17 protein-coding genes are annotated in these 19,888 nt (G+C 55.8%); 12 read left to right on the top strand and 5 right to left on the bottom strand.

Going from position 1 to position 19,888, the window contains the following annotated elements; genetic code table 11:
- Positions 1-136 precede the first annotated feature (136 nt).
- The 3 genes from AYT24_RS05560 (at position 137) to murB (ending at position 4,353) form a co-directional block, all read left to right on the top strand.
- The gene (locus tag AYT24_RS05560) at positions 137-2,068 is read left to right on the top strand and encodes a cation-translocating P-type ATPase (protein ID WP_226986768.1); all 1,932 of its coding nucleotides are present in this window, start codon (positions 137-139) and stop codon (positions 2,066-2,068) included.
- Between the two features lie 6 nt (positions 2,069-2,074).
- Positions 2,075-2,689 carry a cation transporting ATPase C-terminal domain-containing protein gene (locus tag AYT24_RS10500; RefSeq protein ID WP_226986767.1) on the top strand — a complete coding sequence of 205 codons (615 nt, stop codon included), beginning with the start codon at positions 2,075-2,077 and terminating at the stop codon, positions 2,687-2,689.
- A 71-nt stretch (positions 2,690-2,760) separates the two neighbouring features.
- Positions 2,761-4,353, top strand: a complete 1,593-nt coding sequence (gene murB / locus AYT24_RS05555; RefSeq protein WP_010932899.1) for a UDP-N-acetylmuramate dehydrogenase — start codon at positions 2,761-2,763, stop codon at positions 4,351-4,353.
- Between the two features lie 1,450 nt (positions 4,354-5,803).
- Here murB and AYT24_RS05550 read toward each other — a convergent pair.
- A complete protein-coding gene (locus tag AYT24_RS05550; protein ID WP_010932896.1) occupies positions 5,804-6,580 on the bottom strand; it encodes an N-acetylmuramoyl-L-alanine amidase in 777 nt (258 codons plus the stop codon).
- Positions 6,581-6,836: 256 nt separating this feature from the next.
- Between AYT24_RS05550 and AYT24_RS05545 the strand changes: the two genes are divergently transcribed.
- From AYT24_RS05545 to AYT24_RS05535, 3 genes are all read left to right on the top strand, one after another.
- Positions 6,837-9,200: an ABC transporter permease gene (locus tag AYT24_RS05545; protein ID WP_010932893.1), complete on the top strand. Its 2,364-nt coding sequence runs from the start codon at positions 6,837-6,839 to the stop codon at positions 9,198-9,200.
- Position 9,201: 1 nt separating this feature from the next.
- Positions 9,202-10,371: an efflux RND transporter periplasmic adaptor subunit gene (locus AYT24_RS05540; protein ID WP_010932892.1), complete on the top strand. Its 1,170-nt coding sequence runs from the start codon at positions 9,202-9,204 to the stop codon at positions 10,369-10,371.
- A gap of 68 nt (positions 10,372-10,439) precedes the next feature.
- On the top strand, positions 10,440-11,840 hold the full coding sequence (locus AYT24_RS05535) for an NAD(P)/FAD-dependent oxidoreductase (RefSeq protein WP_010932891.1): 1,401 nt from the start codon (positions 10,440-10,442) through the stop codon (positions 11,838-11,840).
- Here the strand turns inward: AYT24_RS05535 and AYT24_RS05530 are convergent.
- Complete coding sequence (locus AYT24_RS05530; RefSeq protein ID WP_010932890.1) at positions 11,788-12,720, bottom strand: hypothetical protein; 933 nt, start codon at positions 12,718-12,720, stop codon at positions 11,788-11,790. The genes AYT24_RS05535 and AYT24_RS05530 overlap by 53 nt on opposite strands.
- A 219-nt stretch (positions 12,721-12,939) precedes the next feature.
- Positions 12,940-13,413, bottom strand: coding sequence for a DUF2141 domain-containing protein (locus AYT24_RS05525; protein ID WP_010932889.1), 474 nt, complete (start codon positions 13,411-13,413; stop codon positions 12,940-12,942).
- Between the two features lie 209 nt (positions 13,414-13,622).
- Between AYT24_RS05525 and AYT24_RS05520 the strand changes: the two genes are divergently transcribed.
- The 3 genes from AYT24_RS05520 to AYT24_RS05510 all read left to right on the top strand — a co-directional run bounded on the left by AYT24_RS05520 (position 13,623) and on the right by AYT24_RS05510 (position 15,487).
- Complete coding sequence (locus AYT24_RS05520; protein ID WP_010932888.1) at positions 13,623-13,802, top strand: hypothetical protein; 180 nt, start codon at positions 13,623-13,625, stop codon at positions 13,800-13,802.
- 183 nt (positions 13,803-13,985) lie between these two features.
- Complete coding sequence (trxA, locus tag AYT24_RS05515) at positions 13,986-14,792, top strand: thioredoxin (RefSeq protein WP_010932886.1); 807 nt, start codon at positions 13,986-13,988, stop codon at positions 14,790-14,792.
- Between the two features lie 119 nt (positions 14,793-14,911).
- Complete coding sequence (locus tag AYT24_RS05510) at positions 14,912-15,487, top strand: 5' nucleotidase, NT5C type (protein WP_164927004.1); 576 nt, start codon at positions 14,912-14,914, stop codon at positions 15,485-15,487.
- Positions 15,488-15,831: 344 nt separating this feature from the next.
- On the opposite strand, the gene AYT24_RS05505 is transcribed toward AYT24_RS05510, so the two are convergent.
- Positions 15,832-17,016 (bottom strand): class I SAM-dependent rRNA methyltransferase, encoded by a 1,185-nt coding sequence (locus AYT24_RS05505; RefSeq protein WP_010932884.1) that lies wholly within the window; start codon positions 17,014-17,016, stop codon positions 15,832-15,834.
- 187 nt (positions 17,017-17,203) lie between these two features.
- Here AYT24_RS05505 and AYT24_RS05500 point away from each other — a divergent pair, with 187 nt between their 5' ends.
- Positions 17,204-18,049 carry a DUF4292 domain-containing protein gene (locus AYT24_RS05500; RefSeq protein ID WP_226986766.1) on the top strand — a complete coding sequence of 282 codons (846 nt, stop codon included), beginning with the start codon at positions 17,204-17,206 and terminating at the stop codon, positions 18,047-18,049.
- 128 nt (positions 18,050-18,177) lie between these two features.
- Here AYT24_RS05500 and AYT24_RS05495 read toward each other — a convergent pair whose 3' ends face one another.
- A complete protein-coding gene (locus tag AYT24_RS05495) occupies positions 18,178-18,780 on the bottom strand; it encodes a superoxide dismutase (protein ID WP_010932882.1) in 603 nt (200 codons plus the stop codon).
- Positions 18,781-18,965: 185 nt separating this feature from the next.
- Between AYT24_RS05495 and AYT24_RS05490 the strand changes: the two genes are divergently transcribed.
- Positions 18,966-19,250, top strand: a complete 285-nt coding sequence (locus tag AYT24_RS05490; RefSeq protein ID WP_164927003.1) for a hypothetical protein — start codon at positions 18,966-18,968, stop codon at positions 19,248-19,250.
- Positions 19,247-19,873: a dephospho-CoA kinase gene (gene coaE / locus AYT24_RS05485; protein ID WP_010932880.1), complete on the top strand. Its 627-nt coding sequence runs from the start codon at positions 19,247-19,249 to the stop codon at positions 19,871-19,873. Before AYT24_RS05490 ends, coaE begins: the two co-directional genes overlap by 4 nt.
- Positions 19,874-19,888: the final 15 nt, after the last annotated feature.

Here is a 19,888-nt window from a genome sequence, read left to right as displayed (position 1 = left end):
CCTTTTTCAGGAAGGGACAAACTATGACCGTTTACACACGGTATCTTACAGACTCCCTTTTTTCGCCTGCTCAACCTCGCCAGTTCTCTTTTCTGTCATTATCTTTCCGTTAGCTTTCTAATCGCAAAGCAGAGGTATGGATGCGGAACTGAACGGAATGCCTGCCGGCCTTTCGGCTGTCGAGGTCAGGGAGCGCCTTGACCGGGACGGGTGGAACGAGCTGCCCTCGTCGAAAAAGCGCTCATGGGTCGCCATGCTGATTGATGTGGTTCGTGAACCCATGTTTCTCATGCTGATTGCCTGCGGCCTGATCTACCTTCTGCTCGGCAGCATGGAGGATGCTCTCATGCTGCTGGGATTTGTGGTGGTCATGATTTTCATCGCTGTTGTGCAGGAGAACCGGACGGAGCGGGCGCTCGAAACGCTGCGTGACCTGACCAGCCCGAGAGCGCTGGTGATCCGCGAGGGGCGGCAGCAGCGCATTGCCGGGCGGGAGGTGGTGCGGGATGACATCATTCTGCTTGCCGAAGGCGATCGCGTGCCGGCTGATGCCGTCCTGCTTTTTTCGAGTGGTCTCAGCACCGACGAATCGCTGCTGACGGGAGAGTCTTTCGCTGTCAGCAAAAGGTCGCGCCCGGATGATGCCGGGCCGGTGCCTTCCGGTGACGAGGCGGAGCGCTCGTCCGTCTATTCCGGCACGCTGGTGGTCAAAGGGCGAGGCATGGCGCGCGTGCTTGAGACGGGTTTGCGTACCCGGATCGGTATGATTAGCGCTGCTCTTCACGGGCTTGAGCCCGAAGAGGGACTACTCCAGAAGCAGATGCGCCGTATCGTGCAGACGATCAGTATCTACAGCGTCGTGCTCTGCGTGATCGTCGCGGTCGCCTACAGCCTGACCAGGCACGACTGGCTCAACGGTCTTCTTGCCGGTCTGACGCTGGCCATGGCCACGCTGCCGGAAGAGTTTCCAATGGTTCTGCTCATCTTTCTGGCCATCGGTGCATGGCGGATTTCGCGCCACAACGTGCTGACCCGGCGGCTGACGGCTATCGAAACCCTTGGCGCGGCGACGGTGCTTTGCGTGGACAAAACCGGCACCCTGACCGAAAACCGGATGAGCGTCAGGAAAATTCATGCCGGTGGTGGTTTCTATGACCTCGACGGTCATGAGGCGGGTTTGCCCGAAGCGGTGCATGAAACGGTTGAATACAGCATTCTCGCCAGTCCGCCCGATCCCTTCGATCCGATGGAGAAAGCGATGCGTGAACTCGGCGAGCGAGCGCTTGCCAATACGGAACATCTGTATCGTGACTGGGAGCTGCTGAAAGAGTACCAGTTGTCGGAGCATCTGCTCGCCATGTCACACGTGTGGCGATCAAAAACCGGCAACCAGATGGTTATCGCCGCCAAAGGGGCACCCGAGGCAATTTTCGATCTCTACCATTTTAGCCCTGAGCAGCTCGCGTCGCTTCAGGCGGCGGTCGAGCAGCTCGCTTCGGATGGCATGAGGGTGATCGGTGTGGCCAAAGCGCCGTTCGGCAAGAGTCCTCTGCCGGAAGAGCAGCACGATTATGACTTTACCTTCGTTGGTCTGCTCGGACTTGAAGACCCGGTCAGGAACGGTGTACCCGAGGCATTGAAAGAGTGCCGGGATGCCGGGATGCGCATGATCATGATTACCGGCGACTACCCGGCTACGGCGCGCCGCATTGGTGAACAGATCGGTCTGCCGGAGACGGAGCAACTTATCAGCGGTACGGAACTCGAAGGTATGGATGAGCGTCAGCTCGATGAGCGGATCGCCTCGACATCGATCTTCGCCCGGGTGCAGCCGGGCCAGAAGCTGCGCATCGTGCAGGCGCTGAAAAAGCGCAACGAGGTGGTGGCCATGACCGGTGACGGCGTCAACGATGCTCCGGCGCTCAAGGCTGCGCATATCGGCATCGCGATGGGCGCGAGGGGCACCGATGTGGCGCGGGAGGCCGCATCGCTGGTGTTGGTGGACGATCACTTCGATTCGATCGTCCAGGCGGTCAGGATGGGCCGCCGCATTTATGACAATTTGTAGAAAGCGATGGCATTCATCCTCTCGGTGCATCTGCCGATTGCCGGTATGTCGCTGATCCCGGCGCTTCTGGACTGGCCGCTGGCGCTGTTGCCGGCGCACATTCTTTTTCTGGAGCTGATCATCGATCCATCGTGCAGCATCGTTTTCGAGATGGAGCGCGAAGAGGCGGGAGTTATGAAACGGCCGCCCCGCAGGCTTGACGAAGCGCTTCTTGGCCGGAAGGTGCTTGTCCGCTCGCTGGTGCAGGGCCTGTCGATTTTTCTGGCTGTGCTGGCCGTTTACGCCCTGATGACCCTGAACGGCTATGGCGAGGGTGAATCGCGGATGATCGCGTTCACCGGTATCGTGATTGGTAACCTCGGTCTCATCTTTTCCAACCGCTCTTGGAACGAGAGCATGTTCCGGTCGATGAAGACCCCCAACAAGGCGCTCTGGTGGGTCACTGGCGGGACGCTGTTCTTTCTGTGTATCGTGATTGGGGTGCCTTTTGTGCGCGAACTTTTCAGGTTTTCAGCGCCGGAATGGCAGCAGTTGCCTCCTGCGCTGTTCCTGTCCATGATCTGCTTCATTTTGCCCGACATTGTCAAGCGTCCTCTTTTTCGTGCTTTTTTTCAGGGATAGCGCCATGTCGCCTATATTTCAACCTTTTGACAAGAGCACTGACTGAAACAAGCCTCTCAGATCATTTATTTATGACCGAGCCGATTTTTCCCTGTCCTTTCGATGAGCGGATGCCGCTGTCAACCGTCGGTTACTACGGTATCGGCGGGGAGGCTCGCTGGATCGTTCATCCCCGGAGTGTTGGGGAGCTCGCTTTGGTGCTTGACCGCTGCCGTCAGCTTGGCCTGCCGGTCATTATCGCTGGAAAGGGGAGCAACATGCTCTTTTCGGATGAGGAATTCCCCGGCGTGGTCATCGTTCTTGATGCGATGAATCGCATGTTTCAGGTCTCCGACGAGCTGTTTTTCTGCGAGGCAGGGGTTGAGAACACCGACGCGGCTATCGTGCTTCAGGAGGCGGGCCGGTGTGGCGGGGAGTGGCTTTACCGCCTGCCGGGAACCATCGGCGCGACGGTGCGCATGAACGGGCGCTGCTACGGACGCGAGATTTCCGCCGTGGCCAGAAGCGTCGTGACGGTTGGGCTGGATGGCGCGGTTCGCTGGCGTCGTGCTGACGAGGTGTTCCTCGGCTACAAGGAGACCCGCCTGATGCAAAGCCCGGAGATCGTGGTTGGCGCGATGCTTGAATTTGCTGAGCACGATGAGCCCGAAGCTATCGGCAAGCGGATGCAGGAGTACGGCGACGACCGCGACGCGAAGCACCAGTTCGATTTTCCAAGCTGCGGTTCTACGTTCAAAAACAGCTACGATGCGGGCCGCCCGAGCGGGCAGATTTTCGACGCTCTCGGCTTTCGGGGTCGCCGAGAAGGCGGGGCGCAGGTGAGCGACCACCATGCCAACTTCATTTTCAACACTGGCGGGGCGAAGGCTGCCGATGTGCTGAATCTTTGTGCCGCCATGCGCACCGAAGCGCGCGAGAAGTTGGGTGCGACGCTGGAGCTCGAACTCCAGTGCGCCGGACTGTTCCAAACAGCGCTGCTCGACGCCTGTGGCATCGCCTCGACGCCCGAGCCTTCGCGCCCCGGTTATGGCTGGACAGGCCTGTTGCCCTTCCCGGATGCTTGCGATGACGCCTTTCCGCGCGTCTTGCTGCAAGGTGAAGCGCTCGACTACTTCTGCCGTGACGCCGTGTTTCCGGCTGGCATCGCCGTCGAAGTCGGCCAGCTCATTCCGCTCGACGAGGCGCGAAAAGCGCCGGATCGGCCCTTCATCCGCTGGACGACGCGCGACGAATCGGGTGTGGCGTTTTCATTGCATCCCGATGCTCCGGTGGGAGCGTTCGTTGATCGTTTGTGGGAGCACAACGTCTCCGAGCTGTTCATCGGCCAAGGCGGCGGAAGCGGGCAGTATCTCGAATTCGAGGTGACGCCGGAAGGCCACTGGCTCGCCATCCGCTTCGACGCCCCACGCCAGCGAACCGCCGGGCACGAAATTCCGTCGGAGGAACTCTGGCGCAGCCAGGCAACGCCCTTCGCCAGCGAAAAAGGCTTCGGCATAGAGCTTTCATACGCCCTGCTGGAGCCGTTTATCCACGACGATACGCTCCGATTGCAATGCGCCGTCAGCCTCGGAGATGGGCGTTACGGACTATTTCCATGGTGGCGTGGAGAGGGGGCGCCGGATTTCCACCAGCCGGAGAGGTATTGCGTAGTGCGGTTGGGGTGAAGATAATAATAATCTTCAATGTTCAACTTTGTTGATAAAATGTCTTTGCTTTCACACTACACCACGGGTTCTTCTCAGATTACCGTGGGTAAATGGTGAATATGGGTCAATCGACTGAGGCACGGCCAAAACGAATGCACTCTGCAAAGACTGTCCGGTCAAAGGATAAATCACCTTAACGCTTTATCATATGATGACTTATAAATGTCTTTGACCGAACTGTTAAACTTGTTCATCAGGGATGGTCATGTGAGCATCCTTCATGCCACCCACGAAATTCTGCGAAGAACCTAATGTCACGTCTCCGCTATATTGACGGATAAACTTGCGGAGAGAGGATGCGGGCCTGCTTATAAGCCTATAAAAATAAAGAGATTAATCAGTTTTTGTAATTTTTGATGAGACAGTTTTGTGGTGACGCGACACTAATTAAAAAGATGGGTATTGAGCCATGATTCAGTTTTAAGATATTGGTGGGGTGTGCGACATTGGTAAAAACCAAGTGCGTTAGTAACGCTTTCCGGAATCGTTCCTATTCGATCAGTAACATCAGGCAGAACAAACACTTTACCCCCTGAGCTTTCACCAATTTCCAGTGTCCGCTCAGGGGTTAAAATTTTATAGCATTACGTTGTCGATCTCATTATCTCACAACTATCGGCATCTATCACAATCTTCACTTAACGCTTCGGAGTGCCGCTAGGGAAGATGTTTATCATTCTGGTTTTTGCGACTGGCCTTGATCTCAAGTCCCTATTTTCGGATGCTGCTTTTGCTTTGCCTGTGACGATGCCGGAGCGCGTGTAGGCGTCAAAAGGTGCGAGTCTCGCACCGCCGATCTGGGCATTTGAGGGTCTGCCTGCAACATTCGGTTTTGGCTTTGGGCTGCTGGCTGTAATTTGGGGTTTCGGTTTCGGGGAGCCGCTTGCAGGTGTGTTGGATTGCCTGTCTGCTTGGGCGGGTTCCGTTGGCTGTGTCATGATAACCTCCTTGATAAATGGTTTTTGGTCAGAATATTCAGGCGAATTCCGGTTGGGTCAAGGAAAAAAGCATCGAAAGACAGAGACGAAATAAGGAAATCCGAAATGACGTTTAATGTATAAGTATCTAAAGTAAAAATACTTACAGTTCTGCAACGGGATGAGCGAAACCGTAATTCTGTTGTATAGCTATCGGATCAGAACTGCTTGTTAATTACACTTCTCGATGGGAATGAAGATTTCAGGTAGAAGAGCTTGAGCTTGTGTTTTCTGATAGCGCGAATGCACTGTTTTTTCAGGTACCTTACAAGTGGTAGCACTGAAGATACATAATTATCGGGAAGCCTGGAAATGTATGGCCCTGTTTTTGTGTCTTGTCCGATTGCGGGAGAAAACAGGAGAGGCTGTCTCCCAAGCCAATCAGAAACAGCCTCTCCTGTTTGAGCCTTTTAACCTGCTGAGGAAATAATCTACCCCGCTTGCTGTTTCAGGAATTCCCGATACTTTGGCATCGACATGGAAAGAGAGCCGCCGGGGTCATTTTTTCTTCCTGGGCTGACCTCATCGTGACCAACCACAAAGTCCAGACTGAATACATCCGGGTTGTTTTTATGGAGCCAGAGCAACAGACGCGTCAAGGCTTCTTCTTGCTCTTGTGTGTATTTTTCGTAATAACCCGCTTGCTGGTTGTCGGTTTTGGTCTTGATGTATCGAACCTCTTCCTCGGCGACTGCCGTTTGATACCAGGTTTTATAGGTTGATCCCTCTTTGGTCAACAGACCGGCGCACTCGATTTCTATTCCAACCAGCTCATCGCTTACCGTGCCATTCAGGCCCGGATAACTGCTTTTTCCGGCGTGGTATCCCCATGAGTCGAGCGGGAAATTCTGGCCGATATTGCCATCCTTGTCGATAACGAAATAGAGATACCCCTGCTCGGTCTGGTATTTCATCGCCGGTTTGAGGCCATTCCGCCGCCCGGCAGTGAAGTGGACGACCGCGCCTTTCGGATAACCTGTCGCATAGCTGCCGCGTGAAACCGCCGGAGCAAAATCTGTTTCCGCGAAGGGGCACCAGAGAAGGTGCTGACCGCCGGCTGAAACCGATGGCCTGACATCAGGAGCAGATTCAGGATCAAGAAGTTCTGTGAGAAGTTCAAGAACGTCTCGCTGTGAATTTGCATCTGCCCACCGTTCGCGTACATACCAGCGAACCGTGTAAAGCTTTTGTTTTTCGTCTTTCGTCATTGGATTTTCCTCCTTGGAATGGTTTCCGGAAACTTCCATCGAACATTTTGAAAGTTACATTTTACCATCCGGTTTGTCCAGCCGTAAGAGATCAGTGTCATGTAGCCCGTAAAATTATTTGACAACAGAGGGGCGTCTGTTTCCGGGCTGATTTTGTCAGTTCATTCATCACTGAACGGAAAGCGGTTTTTTGCAAGCCGTTTGTTAATAACTTTCAGAAAAGGTGTTTTTGCGCTGAATCTTCACACGATGGCTCATGAGGCAGCTTAACCGGAAATTGCTTCGCGATCTTCTGCACATGAAGGGGCAAATGCTGGCCGTCACCGCGGTGGTGGCGTGCGGCATCGCCATGTTTGTGTCGATGAGTAACGTGAAGTATTCACTCGAAATGACACGGGCCGACTACTACAGCCGCTTCCGGTTCGCTGATCTTTTCGTGCAACTCAAGCGCGCGCCAGAGTTCACACTCGAAGCGGTGCGGCGTATTCCGGGCGTGGCGATCGTCGCGCCGCGCATCGTGACCAATGTGACCCTCGACGTGCCCGGCCTCGACGAACCCGCGACGGCGCAGCTCGTCTCGCTGCCCGACCGGGGCGAACCGGCGCTGAACGGCGTCTTCATCGCGGAAGGGCGGATGCTCGACCCGTCGAGGCCGGAGGAGGTGATTGTCAGCAAGCCCTTCATGAAGGCGAACCGGCTGAAACCCGGCGACCACATCGGCGCGGTGATCAACGGGCGCTGGAAGCGGCTGCTGATCGTGGGCGTCGGCCTCTCGCCGGAGTACATTTACGAGGTGCAGCCGGGGGCGTTTTTCCCCGACAATCGCCGCTTCGGGGTGTTCTGGATGAGCCACAAGGCGCTCGCTTCGGCGCTCGACATGACCGGCGCGTTCAACGATCTGTCGCTGACGCTCACGCACGGCGCGTCGGAAAAAGAGGTGATCCGCCAGCTCGACCGGATGTTTTCCCGTTACGGTTCGCTCGGCGCGTACGGGCGCGACCAGCAGCTCTCCAACCGCTTTATCGGCGACGAAATCCGCATTCTCGGCATGGAGATCACCGTTCTGCCGACCATCTTTCTCGCCGTCGCGGTGTTCCTGCTCAACATCGTGCTCCAGCGGCTGGTGAGCACGCAGCGCGAGCAGATCGCCGTGCTCAAGGCGAACGGGTATGACGATGAGGCGGTGGGGTTGCACGTGCTCGGCTTCGCACTCGCGCCGACCGTCGCGGGGGTGCTGCTCGGCACGGGACTTGGCGCGTGGCTCGGCTCAGCGCTGTTGCGGCTTTACGGTGACGTGTACAATTTTCCGCGACTGCTCTACGTTTTCCGCATGGAGAACGCGCTCGGCGCGGTACTCCTGAGCTTCGGAGCGGCGGTCGGCGGGGCGCTGGCGGCGGCACGTCGCGCCGTGAAACTGCCGCCCGCCGAGGCGATGCGTCCGGAGTCGCCGCCGGTCTATCGTCCCGGATTGTTCGACAAGTCTCCAATCGCGCACAAACTGTCCACGCCGGTGCGCATCATCCTGCGCAACATCGAGCGTCATCCGTTCAAGTCGGCGCTTTCTGTCACCATGATCTCGCTCGCGGTGGCCATTCTCGTGGCCGGGCGCTACACCTTCGATTCGGTCGAGCGCATGAGCGAGGTGGAGTTCGGCTCGCGCCACAGGGAGGATGTCACCGTGATTTTCAACGACGCCATGCCTCCCTCGGTCGCCAACAGCTTCGCTTCGATGAAGGGGGTGCTCGAAGCGGAGTACTACCGCGAGGAGCCGGTGAAGCTGACCAATGGCTACCGTTCGAGGCGGCAGACGCTGAAGGGATTGCAGAAGACCGACGGCCTGCAGCGGCTCATCGACAGCCATGATCGCCCGCAGCACTTGCCGCACCAAGGATTGCTGCTGACCACAACGCTCGCCGACCTGCTCGGCGTCAAGCCCGGCGACGTGCTGCATGTCGATTTTCTGCAGGGCGCGCGCCGCTCCGTTGAGGTGCCGGTGGCCGGAACCATCGACGAAATTCTCGGCATGTCGGCCTACCTGCGCCTCGACGAGCTGAACCGGCTGGCCGGAGACGGCGGTGCCTTGAGCGCAGGGGTGCTGAAGATCGACGCCTCGAAAAGCGCGCAGCTGAATGACCGCTTCAAGCACACGCCGGGAGTGGCCGGAATCATGATGTTGCAGGCGCTGAAAAAAAGCTTCAGCGAAATGATCGCCAAAAGCATGAACACCTCGACCTTCATCCTGACCTCGTTCGCCTGCGTGCTGGCCTTCGCGATGATCTACAACGGCGCTCGTATCACACTTTCGGAGCGAGCGCGGGAGCTGTCGAGCCTGCGCGTGCTCGGTATGACGAAGCGCGAGATCGCGGTGATCCTGCTTGGCGAGCAGGCGGTTTTCTGCATTGCGGCTATTCCGCTCGGTTTTCTGTTTGGCATCATTCTTTCGACGCTCTTGGCCAAGGCGCTCAGCTCCGAACTTTACCGTTTACCGCTGGTCTTCACACCGGCCAACTTTCTTTTTGCATTTACGGTTATGGTTACGGTTGCGGTCGTAACGGGAGCACTTGTCGGCAGAAAAATCGTGAAGCTCGACCTGATCGCTGTTCTGAAAACAAGAGAGTGATATGAAACCTTTCAGTAAAACACAGCGCATTGTCGCCATTTCTTCAATCGCCGTGGCTATTCTGCTGTTTCTCGTGCTTCGGCCTGCGCCGTTGCCCGTCGATGCGGGCGTGGCGAGTTACGGGCCGCTGGAGGTCTCCGTCGAAGACGAGGGAATCACGAGGGTGATCGACCGTTTCACCGTTTCGTCTCCGGTCAACGGCAAGGTGTTGCGGAGCAAACTGGTCGAGGGCGACAGCGTCCGGGCGGGCATGACAGTGGCCGCGATTCTGCCACCTGAGCAGAATGCGCTGGAGTACCGCGAATCGGCGGCGCAGGCCGGTTCTGCCTCGGCGTCGGTCAACGAAGCGCTGGCGCGGCAGCACGAAACCTCGGTGCGGCTCGCCCAGGCCCGCCTGAAAGCGGGGCGCTACGAGCGACTCTACAGCGAAGGCGCGGTCTCGAAGGAGAGCAGCGAGCTGGCCACCGAAGCGGCTTCGGTGCTCGAAAAGGAGGCGCGCGCGGCAGCGGCGGCCGTCCGGGCGGCGCGAATGCAGGCCACGGCGGCGGAGGCTCGAATCGACGCCGGAGTCGCGAGCAAGGCGGTGGATGTCCGCTCGCCGGTCGATGGCAAGGTGCTGCGCATCATCGAAAAGAACGAGCGCTTCGTGCCCGCCGGAACGCCTCTGGTGGAGATTGGCAATCCGGGGCTGCTCGAAGTGGTGATCGACGTGCTTTCGTCGGACGCCGTGCGGGTCAGGCCGGGAGACCGCGTCTGGATCGAGGATTGGGGTGGCGGGGGAGCGCTCCCTGGAGTGGTGAAGCGAATCGAACCGGCTGCTTTCACCAAGGTCTCCGCGCTTGGCATCGAGGAGAAGCGGGTCAATATCATTGCCATGCTCGAAAAGCCCGAACCGCGCTTGGGCGACAACTTCCGCATTCAGGCGAAGATCGTGACGAGCAAAGCTGACCGCGTGCTCCGCGTGCCGGTGAGCGCCCTCTTCAGAGGTGACGGTGGCTGGGAGGTGTTCGTCATCGACGCAGGCCGCGCCAAAGTGCGCAAAATCAAAATCGGCATGAGAGGCGCCGACATGGCCGAAGTGCTTGGAGGCCTCCGCGAAGGCGAAAAGGTCGTGACGCATCCCCCGAACGAACTGGAACCAGGAATGCGCGTGGCTACGAAGGACGAATAAGGAATTATGAATTGAAGAGAAAGAAGAACGGAAAGTTTTTCCATTCTTGAAACCATGCAAAGTCTCAAATGAGCCACACAACGTCAACACTTCTCATTGCTGGAGCCGGCGCCTCCGGGATGCTTGCCGCTATTGCCGCCAGGCGAGTTGCTCGCGAGCATGGCGTTGCTGATGAGCGCCTGCGCATTGTGTTGCTTGAACGCAACCCCAAACCGGGCAACAAGATCGCCATCTCCGGCGGCGGGCACTGCAACCTCACGCACGATGCTGACGTAAAAAGCCTGCTTGAAAAGGGATTCCTCAACAAAGGCGAGCGGCGGTTTCTGCGCCATGCCATTCACATGTTCAGCAACGCCGATCTGCTGAAGTTGTTCGGGCGCTACGGCCTGAAAACCGAGGTGCGGGAGGATGGCCGGGTGTTTCCGGTTTCTGGCAGGGCGGGCGAGGTGCTCGACCTCTTGCGGCGCATGGTAGAAGAGAGCGCCGTCACGCTCGTCACCGGCGCGAGGGTGGAGCGGCTGGAGTGCGGCGCGGCGGGCTTCGTCGCCCGTGCGGGGGAGCGGCGGTTTGAGGCCGATGCGGCGATTCTGGCGACGGGCGGCGCTTCGTGGGGTTCCGCCGGAACGACGGGCGATGGCAACCGGCTGGCCGTTGCCGTTGGCCACACAATTACGCCAGTGTTGCCTGCGCTTGCGCCGAACTATTTCACGGTGCCGCCGAGGCCGGAACTCGTGGGGATCACCTTGCGTAACATCTTGCTCGTGGCGAGCGTGGATGGTGCGTCCGACTCACGCCGGGGCGATGTGCTCATCAGCCATCGGGGAATTTCGGGGCCGGCGTGTCTTTCGCTTTCGCGCTCGGCGGCCGGTTTTCTCGCATCCGGCAAAAAGGTCACGATTTTTGTCGATCTCTTTCCCGGTCACGACGAGGGCAAGCTCTCGGCCTTCATTCTCGATCAGGCGGCCCGTCATGGCTCGCGCCAGGTTCGCACCTTTTTGCAGCGCTGCCCGCTCGCGCCGGAGCGCCTCGATGCGCCTGTTGCCTCGTCAAACGCGGAAACGATTCCCAACGCCTTCGCCGACGAAATCATGCGGCAGGCGGGAATCGACCGGGAGGTGACGATGAGCGGCCTGACGAAAGCGCAGAGGCAATGCCTTGTTTCGACGCTGAAGCGGCTCGCACTTGGTGCAGTGCACAAAGTGCCGCTCGACCGGGCGGAGGTGTCGGCGGGCGGTGTTTCGCTGAGGGAAATCGATCCGAAAACCATGCAGTCCAAAATTCACCCGAGACTCTACTGCTGCGGCGAACTGCTCGATTACGCGGGCGAGGTTGGCGGCTTCAATCTGCAAGCGGCATTCTCCACCGGCTGGGTTGCCGGTAGTCACGCCGCCCGCATGATCATCGAAACTGTTCATTTCAGCCTGCGCAGGAATAGGCAGGATCACCAGCTTTGCGGTCGAACGGCCTGATCTCCACCCGGCACTGCGCCATGTTGAACGACTCGTGACGGTCGTCAATGATGATTCTGCCTTCGCTGAAGCGCACCTTCAGCGGCACCACCACCTTTCGCTCCGCGCCGCACGGGTTGTCCTTGAGCCACGGACGGAACAGGTGCTCTTCGCCAAGCTGGTCGGTAATCACGACCTCTTCCGATACCGTTTTGAGCGCCATGACTACGCCGTCCAGATTGAACTCCAGCGAATTGAGGTCACCATGGACACCCTGAGGATCGTTGTCGTAAGCGGTCATCGTGCCGGCTGGTGTTTCGACCTTCACCACGCCCGCCGGTTCGAGCGAACGGATCGCGCCGTTTTCGTAGAAGGCGATACCAGTACGAACCCTGATCTGCCCCGCAGGTGTTGAGAGGGTCAAAAACTCGCCGGGCCACAAGGTGAGGCTTTTCAGCGCACCACTCTCGTAGAATTGTATGGCGATGAACTTGGCCCGAAGACTGCCAAGTGGCGACTCGACGGTGATCTCCTCGGCAAGTGCAAACTCGTTTTTGGCAGTCCAGAAGCCGCTGAGCTTGCCATCGAGCGGGAATATCCGTTTGAGAGCGCCCGATTCGTAAAAGGTGACCAGTTCGGCGGGAATGCCACCAACCGGTGTGCGGATAAGCGTTTGCGATTGCAGTGGCACCGACTTGATTGAGCCACTTTTATAAAAATAGAATGGCTTGAGCTGACGGCGCCCCATATCCTCGGTCTCGAACTGCGGGATCAATTCGCCGTATGGGGTGTTGAGAATGTTCTCTTCCTTGACAAGGCAACCATCGGTTTTGCCGTTTGAATAGAGGGTTCTGAACTCAACGCCGCGAAGTTCGCCATGTATGGTGTTGAAATTGGTCATAATTTGTCCTGTTTTATGATATGATAACAGTAGTCTCTGTATCTATTAAAGCAATAACTGTGCCATAGGGGAGAATTTTTGGCAAGCTATTCTGAAATAATAGGTTATTGTTTTACTGCTGAGTGGCTGATGTGGTGTAAATGGTACAATAGTGCAGGAAATAATCTGAAAACTACATGAGTGCACAGAATTTTACACTTCTCAACATCAATTGCACGATTATCGCTGATTCTGGTTTTCGGGTTTGCGAAGGTACTTCATGTCGATGTGCAGCGTTATTTCTTTGCTCTTGAGATCGAAGCGCGAGTCGGAAAAAGAGGGTGGTCCCATTTTGATTTCGGGGTTGTTTGAGGTGCCGAATCCCTCTTTCGGGATGCCGAACAAGCCCTTGTCCATTTTGCCGTTGCCGTTTTCATCGTGAAGCACGCTGATGGCGTAAGCGCCATACGGAACATTCTCGAAGATCACCTTGCAGCACTTTTCTGCAGGGATGCTCCGCCCTTCAATAGCCAGCGCGCTTTTATCAGGGAATCCCTTTTTTGTGCTGAACAGCGCCACGTCGACAATACCATCAGTGCTTCGCACGTTGTCGATGAGAACTTCGATTTTTCCGGTAGAAGAGCGGTCTGCTTTTACGATCGATGGCGCAATAAACAGAGAAAACAGTAAAAACGCCTGAAATGGTTTTTTCATAAGTCGTTATCGGAAAGATTGAGAGCTGTGTGGACTATACAGATAGAACATCCGGATTCGGTTCAGAGTTTTGTTTTGCAGGGAAAGAGTCACGTTTCGAAGGGCGAGGTGCAAGGCGTTCAGTTGTATGACACGGGATCTCTTTTATTACATTACAAAAGATTAAGGGGTTTTCATTCTGACCACTCAATGAGAAGGAGAGGAGCCATATGTCTGTCCATTCAACCCTTCAGCTTGCCTCTGATGCCATTGAGGATGCCCGGAAACGTCTTGAACGTGCCAGAGTCGATGCTGATGACGATTACGAAATCCGCCAGGCGCTCAGACATCTCGAAGAGGCTTCTGATTATCTGAGGAAAGTCTCTACCGAACTCAAGCAGCACGGCTGATTTTCATGGATCAGCCTTTTTTCCTGGAGAGTACTGAACTTTTTTGCAGGGTTTTCAGGTACGAGTTTCATCAGAACGTTTTTTTAAACCTGAAAAGTGTTTTATTAGAACGCAGTTGGTTTTTTTGACTTTTTCCGGCACAAATGCACATGGCCGGAATCTAATGATAAAACTACACGATTAATGCAGAGCCGTATCCCTTTTGATTTTCAGAACGATGTCATCGAGCGAAGCAAAACCGTTCCGGTTCTTGTGGATTTCTGGGCGCAGTGGTGCGGGCCTTGCCGCATTCTCGCTCCAGTGCTTGAGAAACTTGCTGAGCGTCATGCCGGAAAATGGGTGCTCGTGAAGGTCAATACCGAAGAGTTTCCCGAGATTTCGGCGCAATATGGCATCAGGAGTATTCCCAATGTGAAGCTGTTTTCAAACGGTGTGGTTATCGACGAATTCACCGGAGCTCTTCCGGAATACCAGATTGAACAGTGGCTCGCCAAAGCGTTGCCAAGTCCCTGGGCCGAGGAGGTGGCGCGTGCAGCTGCCGAGATGGCCGCAGGCAACGACGCAGTGGCAATCACGCTGCTCGAGGGAGTTTTGGCCAAAGAGCCGGAGAACAGGGACGCTGCCGCCATGCTGGCCCGGCTGATTCTGTTTTCACGTCCAGAAGAGGCGCTCAGACTTGCCGAGACGCTCGAAGCAGAGCCGGATTACGCTGATCTGAGCGAGTCTGTCCGGACTCTCGGTGCGTTGCTTGTTCGTCCCGCATCAGCCTTTCCGGATGGGGAGGGCCGCGAGGCTTATGGTGAGGCTGTCGAAAGCCTGCGGAAGGGAGATATGGACAGTGCGCTCGAACATTTCATCTCGGTTCTGCGGACAAACCGCTATTACGACGACGATGGTTCACGCAAGGCCTGTATCGCCATTTTCCGGTTTCTCGGCGAAGAGCATGAAATTACGATGAAATACCGTCGAGCGTTTGACCGGGCGTTCTGAAGAAAAAATCATGAATGGTTGGCCTTGGGCGCCAGCTGAATTGTTTTCCCTGTCTTTTCCTATAAGTCGTGTAAGTCCTATACGACGTGGGCACCCGCTGGTTTGCAAAAAACACGACCATGTCAAAAAACAGTATCGTTATTGGCGTTGATCTCGACGGGGTTTGCGCCGATTTTTACGGGCGCATGAGGCAGATTGCCTCTGAATGGTTTGAAAGACCGATTGATGAGCTTCCTGAAGAGGTCTCCTGGGGGCTTTCCGAATGGGGTATCACGAACCCGAGCCAATACGACAGTCTGCACCGTTTTGCCGTGACTCAGCGAGAGCTGTTCAGCAGCATGGAGGCGATTCCTGGTGCGCGAAAATATCTGCGCCAGCTCTCGGATGAAGGTTTCCGCATCCGCATCATTACGCATCGGCTTTTTATCCACTATTTTCATGCTACGGCAGTGCAGCAGACGGTCAACTGGCTCGATAGTCACGGTATTCCATACTGGGATCTCTGCTTTGTAAAAGAGAAGACGCAGGTTGGTGCAGACATCTACATCGAGGACTCGCCGGAAAATGTGGCGCAGTTACGAGGCAGAGGACTTTTTACCATCTGTTTCGGAAACAGCACAAACCGGCATATCGAAGAGCTGAGAGCCGCTTCATGGCAGGACGTGTATGATATGATAAAAGCGTTCGTGACGTAAAAATGGCAGGAGCATATAAAAAAAGCAGCATGACGTACCCCTTTACATCATGCTGCACATGTAAACTATGTGAATTAACGGGCGTCAATTACATAGTTTACTCAGAGCAAATATAGATAAGCAAAGTGAATTTGCAATACGGAAATCATTTTTTTTTGTGAATTGTCTTCACTTTATTGAGTCGGTGACGTATTTCCGCCTTTTTTTGTGGGTTTTGCTGAAATTTCATAATTTTTTTTTCGTTGAAATGACGAAAATTCTTTACGGGACTACTCCCGCTTTATATGGGTCATGTCACAGATTTTGTCTATAGATAAATGTTTAAGTCGCTTTTTTTAGGTTAGCTACAGGTTTGTCACATAGAAACAGGCAAATTTGAGATAGCTCGTTTCGGGCATCGCGAGCAGCACCGGATGGTCCGGCGGTTGTGCGGCGCGGCTGATAAGTCGCAGATGTTTGCCCGCCTGCATTGCTCCAAGGTGAATGGCCGCGAGGAAATCCTCTTCGGAAACATGGTGCGAGCAGGAGGCTGTCGCCAGATATCCCTCATTCCTGACGAGCTGCAAACCGAGACGATTGAGCTTCGTGTAGGCTTTCAGGGCTGTCGGCACGGTTTTGCGGCTTTTGGTGAAGCTTGGTGGATCAAGGATCACCAGATCGAAAGTGTGGTTTTCATGCCTGAGCTGTCCAAGAGTCTCAAATGCATCTGCAGCCACGATCGAGAAGTTTCCGAACCCGTTCGTTCGGGCGTTCTGCTCGGCGCGTTGTAACGCCTCCTGGGAAATATCGACCATGGTGGTTGATTTTGCACCTGCATGCATGGCGTTGAGCGCGAATCCTCCATCATTCGTATACACGTCAAGTACATCCGCGCCGGCGGCGTATTTCCGGATGTGCCGCCGGTTTTCGCGCTGGTCGAGGAAAAAACCGGTTTTCTGGCCTTCAAGGATGTTGACCCGGTAGCTGATGCCGCTGTCCCGGATCTCCTGATGCATGTCGCTGCTTTCGCCGAGCACGGTTTCGCGGTAGAGCGGCAGCCCCTCAAGCTCCCTGAGCGGCGACTCGTTTCTCACCACGATCGCTTTAGGATCGAACAGTTCCCGGAGCAGTTCGCAGAAAAGCGGCAGGTGCTGGTCGATACCGGCGGAAAATGATTGCAGCACGAAGGCTCGGTCGAAGCGATCGATCACCAGCCCCGGTAGTCCATCCGACTCGCCATGGACGAGCCGCCAGGCGTTGGTTTCGCTTTCGGGGTAGATTTTTTCGCGCAGCTTCAGCGCTTCGAGCAGTTTGCGTCGGAAAAAGTCGCGGTCAGGCTGCTCTTCGCCCCTCGTCAGAAGGCGAAAGGCGATCAGCGACTGGGGGTTGAAGAACCCCGCGCCGAGCAGACGTCCGTCGTGGGTGAAGAGCTGAACGGTTTCTCCGGCGGCAATGTCACGCGGCACCTCCCGAAGCTCGTTGCTGAAAACCCACAGGTGGCCGCTGACCAGCCGCCGGTGTTCTTTTGGTTTGAGGTAGAGTGAGTGCATGGATCGAAAACTCCCGGTTTCATGTTTTGACAGAGAAATGATTTAATTAAAATAACATTTCGGAGCTATCAACCTTGACCGGGATTCAGATTCAACGGGAAGAGTGGTTCGGATGGATTGAGCTATGATGTTAACGTCTGACAGAGGAGTAATGATGAATAATGGAGTGCTGTGGATAAAACCAGTGATGAAATGGATGGGCCTGACCGCCTTTCTGGTCATAGCCGGATGCTCGCAATTCAAGACCGTAACCAGAGAGCCTGGCGTGCTCGGTGACAGGGTGGCGTTGACACCGGAAATGACGGGGCTGTATGAGGAGGTGGCATCGAATGCCAGCACCGTCAGGGCGCTGGATGGATATGCAGATCTCTACCTGGAAACACCGAAGCGCAAAGCGAAGGCTTACTGTACGGTTCAGATACAGAAATCGAGGGATGCCCGCATGATCGTTACTGCCGGTATTCTCGGATGGCCGGTGGCCGATCTTCTGATTCGTCCCGACTCGCTCTTCGTGAATGACATGCTGAACAACCGGATGCTTGTGGGACGCAACAACGGCGAAAATATGGGCAAGATCATCGGGGTTAACGCCGGGTTTGGCAGGATGATCGAAACACTGTTCGGTATTGCCGATGTGCCTGAGCCGGCCAAAAACATCGAATCGGTCAGGAAGGGAAGCGGTCGGGTCAGCTTCACCGTGAAGTCCGGCAACGGCACGAAAGAGCTGGTGGTCGATCCGCTGACCAGAGAGCTTACCGGACTTGTCTATTTCGATCAGTCAGGTCGCAAAAGTGTCGAATTCCGGTTCGCCGCCTATCAGTCTCAGGTGGACAAGAACGGCGCGGAGTTGAGGGTGCCGAGAGAGATCGACATGATCCTCTATCGAGAAGATGATCCGGAAGGGTCACGCAGTCTGAAGGTGGTTTATGATGAACGGGTCATCAATCCGCCCGATTTTAACATCACATTTAAATGGCCAGCCAGGGCGAAGACGGTCAATCTCGACGAAGTGGAGCGGTTGCCGTGGCTTTAAAAAGGCTTATGAATTGAATGCGGGGAGAACAGTTCATTATTCGATCCATAGCTTCCATCAGCATTTGACGAAAAACAAGAAAGGCCCCGGAAAACGGAGCCTTTCGTTGTAGATTTTACCCGGCAGGCTTATTTCGCCGCAGCGTAATTAGCGTTGATGAACTCCCAGTTGATCAGGTTTTCGATCACGGCGGCCACGTGGTCGGGGCGGCGGTTCTGGTAATCGAGGTAGTAGGCGTGTTCCCAGACGTCGATGCAGAGCAGCGGGGTCTGGCCGGAGGTCATCGGGTTCTGGGCGTTGCCGGTTTTGGTTACCTTGAGCTTGCCGCCATCGAGCACCAGCCAGGCCCAGCCGCTACCGAACTGGGTTGCAGCGGCGTTTTTCAGCTCCTCTTTGAACTTGTCAACGCTGCCGAAATCTTCGGTGATTTTCGTGGCGATTTCGCCGGTTGGCTCGCCGCCGCCGTTCGGAGTGAGGCAGTTCCAGTAGAAGCTGTGGTTCCATGCCTGCGCGCCATTGTTGAATATGCCAGTCTTCGAGGCGTCACTTGCCGTCTGGATGATCACCTCTTCGAGACTCATGGCGTCATATGGCGTGCCTTCGACGAAACCGTTGTAGTTTTTGACGTAGGCCGCATGGTGCTTGCCGTAGTGAAAGCCGATGGTATTGGCAGAGATATGCGGTTCGAGCGCGTTATCGGCGTAGGGGAGTGCAGGTTGCTGATATGCCATGTGACTATTGATTTTTATGGTTATGCAGGCTACGTTAGGAAGTAACCCTTTAACCCGGCTCCTGACCTTGTTAGTTTCAGCGGGCAAAAAATAATTTGCGACAGTTGAATCTCAATTTTACATCAATACAGAAAGGACTTGCGCTGTTTCGGCGTCTGTTTTTCGTTGCGCTTTTCGGGCTTCTCATGGCTGGTTGCAGCTTGCAGCGTCAGGATAAGCTCAGCGCAGACGACCTTCATTTCGCTGCGTTTTATGCCGATTATCTTGCCCGTTCCGGAGTGACGGACAAGGGTAATGCGGCCCCCTTGACCGACCTGACTCCGGCGGGACTCGATACGCTGTTCGTCCGGCACAAACTCGACCAGAAAACCTTTGACGCGCGGCTGGACGCTTATTCTCGCAATCCCGAGCTTTGGCGCAAAGTGCTGCTGGAGGTGCGCCGCAATCTTGATCAAGAAAGCCGTAAATGAAGGCGCGCCTGCCATTGCTCGTCGGGGTGACCGGCGGCATCGGGAGCGGCAAGAGTACGGTTTGCGCCATGCTTGCCGAAATGGGATGCGAACTGTTCGAGGCCGACCGGATTGCCAAAGAACTGCAAGTTGAAGATCCCGAGGTAATCAGGGGGATTGAAAAACTTTTTGGCCCGGATGTTTACTCGCGCGATGCATCAGGCAAACTTCTCATCGACCGTAAAGCCATTGCTGCGATTGTCTTTTCCGAGCCGGAAAAGCTTGCCGCTCTCAACCGGCTCATCCATCCGAAGGTCAGGGAGGCCTTTGTCAACGAAGTGAAGCGTTGCGCACGCGAAGGCAAACGGATTCTCTGCAAGGAGGCGGCGATTCTGTTCGAGGCGGGCGCGGATCGCGATCTCGACCGTATCATCGTGGTGGCGGCAAACGACGGCCTGCGGCTCGCTCGCGCCGTCGCTCGAGGTCTCGCTTGCGAGGAGGCTCGCAAGCGGATGCAGGCGCAGTGGCCGCAGGAGAAGCTCGTCGAGCGGGCGCACTACGTAATTTTCAACGACGGCACCCTCGACGAGTTGCGGTCGCAGGTCGAGCAGGTATACCAGAGCCTTCTCACGGTGGTTGAGTAGCAAAATGACCTTTCC

Source organism: Chlorobaculum tepidum TLS (genome assembly GCF_000006985.1).
GTDB lineage: Bacteria > Bacteroidota > Chlorobiia > Chlorobiales > Chlorobiaceae > Chlorobaculum > Chlorobaculum tepidum.
This window is presented reverse-complemented; position numbering and strand designations above follow the sequence as displayed.

Bases quoted from the DNA above. Each gene is read 5' to 3' on its own strand.
- murB (WP_010932899.1), top strand. From the start codon at position 2,761: ATGACCGAGCCGATTTTTCCCTGTCCTTTCGATGAGCGGATGCCGCTG.
- trxA (WP_010932886.1), top strand. From the start codon at position 13,986: ATGCAGAGCCGTATCCCTTTTGATTTTCAGAACGATGTCATCGAGCGA.
- AYT24_RS05540 (WP_010932892.1), top strand. From the start codon at position 9,202: ATGAAACCTTTCAGTAAAACACAGCGCATTGTCGCCATTTCTTCAATC.
- AYT24_RS05545 (WP_010932893.1), top strand. From the start codon at position 6,837: ATGAGGCAGCTTAACCGGAAATTGCTTCGCGATCTTCTGCACATGAAG.
- AYT24_RS05560 (WP_226986768.1), top strand. From the start codon at position 137: ATGGATGCGGAACTGAACGGAATGCCTGCCGGCCTTTCGGCTGTCGAG.
- AYT24_RS05510 (WP_164927004.1), top strand. From the start codon at position 14,912: ATGTCAAAAAACAGTATCGTTATTGGCGTTGATCTCGACGGGGTTTGC.
- AYT24_RS05495 (WP_010932882.1), bottom strand. From the start codon at position 18,780: ATGGCATATCAGCAACCTGCACTCCCCTACGCCGATAACGCGCTCGAA.
- coaE (WP_010932880.1), top strand. From the start codon at position 19,247: ATGAAGGCGCGCCTGCCATTGCTCGTCGGGGTGACCGGCGGCATCGGG.
- AYT24_RS05535 (WP_010932891.1), top strand. From the start codon at position 10,440: ATGAGCCACACAACGTCAACACTTCTCATTGCTGGAGCCGGCGCCTCC.
- AYT24_RS05550 (WP_010932896.1), bottom strand. From the start codon at position 6,580: ATGACGAAAGACGAAAAACAAAAGCTTTACACGGTTCGCTGGTATGTA.
- AYT24_RS05520 (WP_010932888.1), top strand. From the start codon at position 13,623: ATGTCTGTCCATTCAACCCTTCAGCTTGCCTCTGATGCCATTGAGGAT.
- AYT24_RS10500 (WP_226986767.1), top strand. From the start codon at position 2,075: ATGGCATTCATCCTCTCGGTGCATCTGCCGATTGCCGGTATGTCGCTG.
- AYT24_RS05505 (WP_010932884.1), bottom strand. From the start codon at position 17,016: ATGCACTCACTCTACCTCAAACCAAAAGAACACCGGCGGCTGGTCAGC.
- AYT24_RS05500 (WP_226986766.1), top strand. From the start codon at position 17,204: ATGAAATGGATGGGCCTGACCGCCTTTCTGGTCATAGCCGGATGCTCG.
- AYT24_RS05525 (WP_010932889.1), bottom strand. From the start codon at position 13,413: ATGAAAAAACCATTTCAGGCGTTTTTACTGTTTTCTCTGTTTATTGCG.
- AYT24_RS05490 (WP_164927003.1), top strand. From the start codon at position 18,966: ATGGCTGGTTGCAGCTTGCAGCGTCAGGATAAGCTCAGCGCAGACGAC.
- AYT24_RS05530 (WP_010932890.1), bottom strand. From the start codon at position 12,720: ATGACCAATTTCAACACCATACATGGCGAACTTCGCGGCGTTGAGTTC.